This is a genomic window from Pseudonocardia pini (assembly GCF_013870575.1).
GTDB classification, from domain to species: Bacteria; Actinomycetota; Actinomycetes; order Mycobacteriales; family Pseudonocardiaceae; genus Pseudonocardia; species Pseudonocardia pini.
The window spans coordinates 1-3,309 of sequence record NZ_JACBXB010000638.1; the positions used below are offsets into that span (position 1 = coordinate 1).

Sequence of the window (3,309 nt, forward strand, 5' to 3'; positions counted from 1 at the left end):
GGTCCGGGTCCCCGCGGTGGCGGGGGACATCACCGACCTCGCGGGGCTGCGGGCCGTGGGCGAGCGGCTGGCGAACCAGGTCCCGCCCGCGGCGTCCGTGGGGTCCGTTCGTTCCCTCCGCTGAGGATCACGCCGCCTCCGGCCGCTGCACGCGGACGGGCAGGGGGACCAGTTCGGCCTCGTGTGGCTCGGCGACGTCGATGCCGCAGCACGGGCAGCGCCGGTGCGCGTCGAACTCGGGGACGATGACGATGGCGGTGCAGCCGGGGCAGAGGATCGGCGTGAACATCGTGGGCCTCCTGTGTGGTGTGGGTCACTGATGGGAAGACCGGGGATCCGGTCCTGATTCATCGGTGCCCCGGAAGAGTCCCGCGGTGTGTGCCCGGGCACATGGGTACCGCCTACTCGTCTCTGCGAGCCCGACTACTCACATCGGCATGGGCACCACCCGCAGTGTCACGGTGCGGTTCCGGGCGTCGTCGGGAAAGGGCAGGTCCCGCTGGTCGGCGCCGACCACGACCGCCGACCCCCACCGATGATCGTCACAGCTGACCCATCCGCGCCGCACACGGCCGCGATGGGTCAGGACCGGCGACCAAGGGCAGCGCGGCGGGCTACGAGGCGGCCTCCTCCCGGTAGTAGGCATCCCTGGCCGAGCCCAGCAGCTCCGCCCACGACCCCACGTCCGGCCGCGAGCGCAGCAGCGCGCGACGCTCCCGCTCGGTCATCCCGCCCCAGATGCCGAACTCCACCTGCTCGTCGAGGGCGTGGGCGAGACACTCGGTGCGGACCGGGCAGCTCTCGCAGAAGCCCCGGGCCCGGCGCTGCTCGGCGCCGCGGACGAACAGCTCCTCGGCGTCGGTGGTGTGGCAGCGGGCGGCCGTTCGCCAGTTCCAGCTGGTCAGTGCAGTGTTCACGCCTCGTCTCCTCCGAGGGGGCGGGCCGGGGGTGGCCCGCGTTCGGCAACTGAGACGGATTCTGCGAGCGGCCGGTTCCGCCCGACACCACGCAGAACTACTCAACCTGACAGAAGGGTGACGCCCGGGTCGGTAACCTCGTCGTCGTGTCTGCTCCCCGTCGTCTGGCGCGCCCGATCGGGTTGCTGCTCGGGCTGTGCCTGCTCGCCGGTGTCGTCACGGCCGGGATGGCCTTCCCGTTCGCGGCGGGTGTCGGGCTGGTCAGCAATGACGCCGGGGACAGCGTCAACTCCGCCTCGTCGAGCCTCGTGGAGGGCGGGCTGCCGCTCACAACCACGCTCACGGACAACGCCGGGCAGCCGATCGCCTGGGTCTTCGACCAGAACCGCGAGCAGGTGACCGGGGACCAGGTCTCGCCCGCGATGAAGGCCGCCATGGTCGCGATCGAGGACCGCCGGTTCTACGAGCACCAGGGCGTGGACTGGCAGGGCACGATCCGCGCGGTGATCGCCAACTCGGCGTCGGGGGACGTCGTGCAGGGTGCCTCCACGCTGACCCAGCAGTACGTGAAGAACTACACGCTCTACGTCGAGGCGCAGACCGAGGCCGAGCGGCTCAAGGCCACCGAGCAGACCCCGGCCCGCAAGCTGCGCGAGGCCCGGGTCGCCCTGCAGCTGGAGCGCCAGCTGCCCAAGGACGAGATCCTCACCCGCTACCTCAACATCGTGTTCTGGGGCAACGGCGCGTACGGCATCGAGAGTGCCGCGCGCACCTACTTCGGGGTGGCCGCCAAGGACCTCACCGTCGCGCAGGCCGCGTTGCTCGCGGGCATGGTCCGCAACATCTCGGCCACCGACCCGGTGCAGAACCCGCAGGCCGCGCTGGACCGGCGCAACCTCGTCATCACGCAGATGCGCGAGCAGGGCATGATCAACGAGGAGCAGGCGCGCTCCGCCACCGCCCAGCCGCTGGGCCTGGCCAGCCCGCTCAACACCCGGCCCAACGGCTGCATCGGGGCCGGGGACGCCGGGTTCTTCTGCAAGTACGTCAGCGGGTACCTCGCGGAGCACGGGTTCAGCCCGGAGCAGGTCGCGCGGGGCGGCTACACGATCAAGACCACGCTGGACCGCGCCAAGCTCGCCCAGATGAAGGCCTCGCTCGACGCCGAGGTCCCGCCCGGCCAGCCGAACGTCGCGAACGTGATGTCGCTGGTCGAGCCCGGGCAGGAGAAGCACCGCGTGCTCGCGATGGCCTCGAGCCGCACCTTCGGGCTCGACGCCGAGGCACTGCAGACGAGCTACGGGCTGCCCTACGAGCCCGTCAACCTCGGCGCGGGCTCGGTCTACAAGATCTTCACGGCGGCCGCCGCCATGGAGAAGGGGCTCGGCATCAACTACCAGATGTCCGTGCCGCCCAGCGGGTACGCGTCGCCGATCTACCTCGACGGCGGCGGGCGGCCGATCCCCGTGCAGAACTCCGGCAACTACCCGGAGCGGATGAGCCTGCAGGACGCGCTCGCCACCTCGCCCAACACGGCGTTCATCAAGCTGGAGGAGTTCACCGGCGTCCCGGACGTCGTCGACATGGCCGTCCGGCTCGGGATGAAGTCCCTGGCGGGCACCCCGTTCGTCGATCCGGGCACCGGCAGGCGCACGGACCGGTCGATCGCCGAGGTGACCAAGGCGCAGCGGCAGGCCTCGTTCACCCTGGGCGTCACGCCGACGTCGGTGCTCGAGCTCGCCAACGTCGGCGCCACGATCGCCAGCTCCGGCAAGTGGTGCCCGCCGAGCCCCATCGAGTCCATGACGGACTCCGCCGGGCAGCCGGTGGCGATCACCGACGCGCCGTGCGAGCAGGCCGTCGAGCCGGGCCTGGCGAACACGCTGTTCACCGGCCTGTCCAAGGACGACATCTCCGGCACGGCCGCGGGCGCCGCCCGCCAGGTCGGCTGGAACCGCCCCATGGCGGGCAAGACCGGCACCACGCAGCAGCACAAGTCCGCGGCGTTCGTCGGGTTCCTGCCGAACCTGGCGGGCTCGGTGATCACCTTCGACAACTCCAACGCCCCCAAGCCGCTGTGCGACGGCGCGGGCGCCCCGTTCGCCTGCCGCAGCGGCAACATCTTCGGCGGCAAGACCCCGGCGGAGACCTGGTTCGGCGCGGTCACCCCGATGGTCGCGGGCACCCCGGTGCTGCCGCTGCCGCCCACCGAGGACCGGTACCTGACCGGCGGCGCGGAGACCCGGGTGCCCGACGTCGTGGGCCGCGGGGTGAACGACGCCCGTGCGGTCCTGCAGCGCGCGAACTGGCAGGTCAGCACCACGCAGGTGGACAACCTGGCCGCCGCCGGGACCGTCGTGGGGCAGAGCCCGCGGGGCACGGCCCTGCCCGG

General features: G+C 71.9%; 3 protein-coding genes. 1 reads left to right on the top strand and 2 read right to left on the bottom strand.

The window, feature by feature from the left end:
• Nucleotides 1-127: 127 nt before the first annotated feature.
• Together H5J29_RS26250 and H5J29_RS26255 are read right to left on the bottom strand one after the other, a co-directional pair.
• Nucleotides 128-289, bottom strand: a complete 162-nt coding sequence (locus H5J29_RS26250; RefSeq protein WP_181783691.1) for a hypothetical protein — start codon at nt 287-289, stop codon at nt 128-130.
• Nucleotides 290-614: 325 nt separating this feature from the next.
• Nucleotides 615-917, bottom strand: a complete 303-nt coding sequence (locus tag H5J29_RS26255; protein WP_312858417.1) for a WhiB family transcriptional regulator — start codon at nt 915-917, stop codon at nt 615-617.
• A gap of 146 nt (nt 918-1,063) precedes the next feature.
• Here H5J29_RS26255 and H5J29_RS26260 point away from each other — a divergent pair.
• A partial coding sequence (locus H5J29_RS26260) for a transglycosylase domain-containing protein (protein ID WP_312858418.1) occupies nt 1,064-3,309 on the top strand: 2,246 nt, incomplete at its 3' end.